The following is a 2649-nucleotide window of genomic DNA, read 5'->3' as shown; positions in this document are numbered from 1 at the left end:
ACCGTATTTCTCATCGATTCTGTCTGCAACGACCTGTGGGTCTTCGCCCTTATTCACCTTAACATAGATGTTTGAAATTGAATCCTCATCATCCATAAGCTCTCCGACCTTGGATATTGATGTGAATACTCCACCGGCCATGTTCTGGTCACCGGTTTCATAAATTCCCACTACTTCAAAGTCTTCACCATCGATTTTGATACTGTCTCCTACTTTGTAGTCATTGTCATCGGCATAGATTTCACCGAGAATGGCCTCGTTTTCACCATCTTCAAATATTCTTCCTTCATTCATTGAAATGTCTGCCAATGTGGTTCCTGCAGGATCAATTCCGATTAACGTATTCATGTAGTCATCACCGACTGATGTCAGTACAACGTAAATCGGATAAGCCTCCTCAACACCTGGAACATTAGCGATTTTATCTGTCCATGATGCGTCGATTGTATTAGTTCCATATGCAGAATCCCCAGTTTCCTTTCCTGAAATTGAAAAGTCAGCACCTCCTGCATGTATCGTATCTTCAAATGTGTTGACTAAACCGTCAGTTATTCCACCAAGAGCAACTATTACAATTATTCCGATTGCAATTCCGACAATAGCGAGAATTGCACTGGTCTTTCTCCTGAATGGATTTTTAAGAATGAATTTTAAAAATGACATAATACTAAATAGTTTTGTAATATATAAATAAGTAAGTGTAGCATCAGGTGAGATGCAAAAAACGGGTGATGAAATGCACAAGAAAGTTCTGATTGAAAACATTGACAAGATTCACACAACCGAAATGGGTGTTGGAAGAATACGGAAAAACTTGGGGATAAGTGATGAGGCAGTAAGCTACTGTATTTCAAAGTTTAAAAAAGAGGAGTCTTCTGTTGTAAAGGAAGGTAAAAACTATTATGTTGAAGTTGATGATTGCAGGATAACCATTAATTCAAGCAGTTTTACGATTATAACTGCTCATAAACTATAATACCATTTAATTATCGGATGCTGCTAATTATAGTAATTCTTCTTGATTTTTTCTTTTATTTCTTTTTCAAATTCATCCATCAATCGCAAATACTCATCAGATTCTATTAAAGCTAATGCAATTGCTCTTTTGTCTTTTGAATCTAATTTGAATTTTTTAGAACCATCATCAACTATTAAAATTCCTATCTTGTTTAATTCATTTATATGAATATGAACGCTTTTTTTGGAAACATCAGACATTCTTGCTATTTCATCAACTGATAAAAAGAAATCTCAGTTGGAAATCAGTTCCTCAAGAATTTTGATTCTATCTGTTTCTCCAAACAATTCTTTAAGTGACATCCAATCACATCCCCCATATATTTATATGATTCAACCACTACAAACTTCATAGGAATTTTCTTTCAATTTCATCAACCTTCAATACATGAAATTATTTGTTTTGAGCAATATACTTATTTAAAAGTTTATTTAGTTTAATTGCAGTACTGTAATTCATGACAATTTGCAAATCAGATTCATTTATTAATTCAATGTCTTCGCCATCATTGACTAATTTATTATTTATGACTATTAATCTGATTTCTTCATTATTGCCACCTACACCAAAAGAAGAAGCATAAACAACTTCTGAATCTTCATCAATGTTAATTTTTGATTTTATTCCCACATTTTTATCATTCATTCAATCACATCCATAGTATACCATTTTTTATCGTCAATAGCGGAAAAGTCAGATAATTTTATCTCCTTATCTGAAAAGGTTAAATAATAATCTTTTAGGTTTTCATATTCTTTTTTGTTGACAAGAATTTTCTCATTGAATTCAATTTCTCTTTCCAATTCATCTAAGTCCAATTCATCAGGAAGAGAATCCAAATATTTTTCAAATTCTTCATCAGACACTTCATCAGATTCTTCAATGCCTTCTTCCAATTGTTTGTTAAAGTGGAATTTAATAAATTCTTCTTGTGCAATGTCCAATTTCCTTAAAAACTCGGATTTTGTATTTAAAATATATCTTGAATTTTGATATATAATTATTTCATTTTCAATGAATGTATTGATGAATTTATCTAAAGTAACTCTTGAAATACCTGATCCAACAGCAATTTCTTGTTTGGTATACTCATCAACAGGTGCAGAAAATAAAAATTGCAAAACTTTAGCTTGAGGACAATTTCCAAATAACTCTTCGAACATTACTTCTCACCAATACAATATATGTACATTTGATACTTATAAATTTTTCTAATTTGTAAATTTTTTAAACAATTAGTAATAAATATTTATATATTAGTAATACATAAGTATATATATGGCTAAAAAATTCAATGTGGAAAAGGTTAAAATAGATGTAATCAATTCATTACATAAAAACAAATACTATAATAAACGTCATACCCCAATTACTCATGTATGCAAGAGATTGCCAAAAATTCCCTGCAAATATATTAAAAATGCCATAAACGAATTAAAAAAGGAAGAAATAATTAAAATTAAACCTACATATCATGGAAAAGATGTTTATTTATAGTTAATTACCAAACTTTTGGTATAAATGTTTCAAGCCATTTGTCATAAACTTTGGTTTCTGAAATCGATTTATTATATGTTTCTATGGTCAGCTCCTGCAGGAATTCTTTTGATTTTAGATAGTAATGTTTTATT

The 2649-nt window shown here is 30.5% G+C and carries 6 protein-coding genes; 2 read left to right on the top strand and 4 right to left on the bottom strand.

The genetic code is table 11. From position 1 onward, the window contains the following. The coding region (locus IJ258_RS05575; protein WP_292804149.1) for an ABC transporter permease at window positions 1–663 on the bottom strand (663 nt) is incomplete at its 3' end. 73 nt (window positions 664–736) lie between these two features. Between IJ258_RS05575 and IJ258_RS05570 the strand changes: the two genes are divergently transcribed. Further along, the gene (locus IJ258_RS05570) at window positions 737–976 is read left to right on the top strand and encodes a DUF3781 domain-containing protein (RefSeq protein WP_292804146.1); all 240 of its coding nucleotides are present in this window, start codon (window positions 737–739) and stop codon (window positions 974–976) included. 23 nt (window positions 977–999) lie between these two features. Here the strand turns inward: IJ258_RS05570 and IJ258_RS05565 are convergent, their stop codons facing one another. The 3 genes from IJ258_RS05565 to IJ258_RS05555 all read right to left on the bottom strand — a co-directional run bounded on the left by IJ258_RS05565 (window position 1000) and on the right by IJ258_RS05555 (window position 2181). Beyond that, window positions 1000–1218, bottom strand: coding sequence for a hypothetical protein (locus IJ258_RS05565; protein WP_292804144.1), 219 nt, complete (start codon window positions 1216–1218; stop codon window positions 1000–1002). Between the two features lie 193 nt (window positions 1219–1411). Continuing rightward, window positions 1412–1663, bottom strand: coding sequence for a hypothetical protein (locus IJ258_RS05560; RefSeq protein ID WP_292804142.1), 252 nt, complete (start codon window positions 1661–1663; stop codon window positions 1412–1414). After that, complete coding sequence (locus IJ258_RS05555) at window positions 1660–2181, bottom strand: hypothetical protein (RefSeq protein ID WP_292804140.1); 522 nt, start codon at window positions 2179–2181, stop codon at window positions 1660–1662. The genes IJ258_RS05560 and IJ258_RS05555 overlap by 4 nt, the downstream gene beginning before the upstream one ends. Before the next feature lie 115 nt (window positions 2182–2296). Here IJ258_RS05555 and IJ258_RS05550 point away from each other — a divergent pair, with 115 nt between their 5' ends. Beyond that, window positions 2297–2515, top strand: coding sequence for a hypothetical protein (locus tag IJ258_RS05550; RefSeq protein ID WP_292804138.1), 219 nt, complete (start codon window positions 2297–2299; stop codon window positions 2513–2515). Window positions 2516–2649: the final 134 nt, after the last annotated feature.

Origin of the sequence: Methanobrevibacter sp., assembly GCF_017468685.1 — an archaeon.
Lineage (GTDB): Archaea > Methanobacteriota > Methanobacteria > Methanobacteriales > Methanobacteriaceae > Methanocatella.
The sequence above is the reverse complement of the archived record's forward strand: the minus strand, read 5'-3'. Positions and strand labels throughout refer to the sequence as shown.

What these genes read in the sequence shown, in the direction of transcription:
- IJ258_RS05550 (WP_292804138.1), top strand. Translation starts at nt 2,297, where the DNA reads ATGGCTAAAAAATTCAATGTGGAAAAGGTTAAAATAGATGTAATCAAT.
- IJ258_RS05560 (WP_292804142.1), bottom strand. Translation starts at nt 1,663, where the DNA reads ATGAATGATAAAAATGTGGGAATAAAATCAAAAATTAACATTGATGAA.
- IJ258_RS05570 (WP_292804146.1), top strand. Translation starts at nt 737, where the DNA reads ATGCACAAGAAAGTTCTGATTGAAAACATTGACAAGATTCACACAACC.
- IJ258_RS05565 (WP_292804144.1), bottom strand. Translation starts at nt 1,218, where the DNA reads ATGTCTGATGTTTCCAAAAAAAGCGTTCATATTCATATAAATGAATTA.
- IJ258_RS05555 (WP_292804140.1), bottom strand. Translation starts at nt 2,181, where the DNA reads ATGTTCGAAGAGTTATTTGGAAATTGTCCTCAAGCTAAAGTTTTGCAA.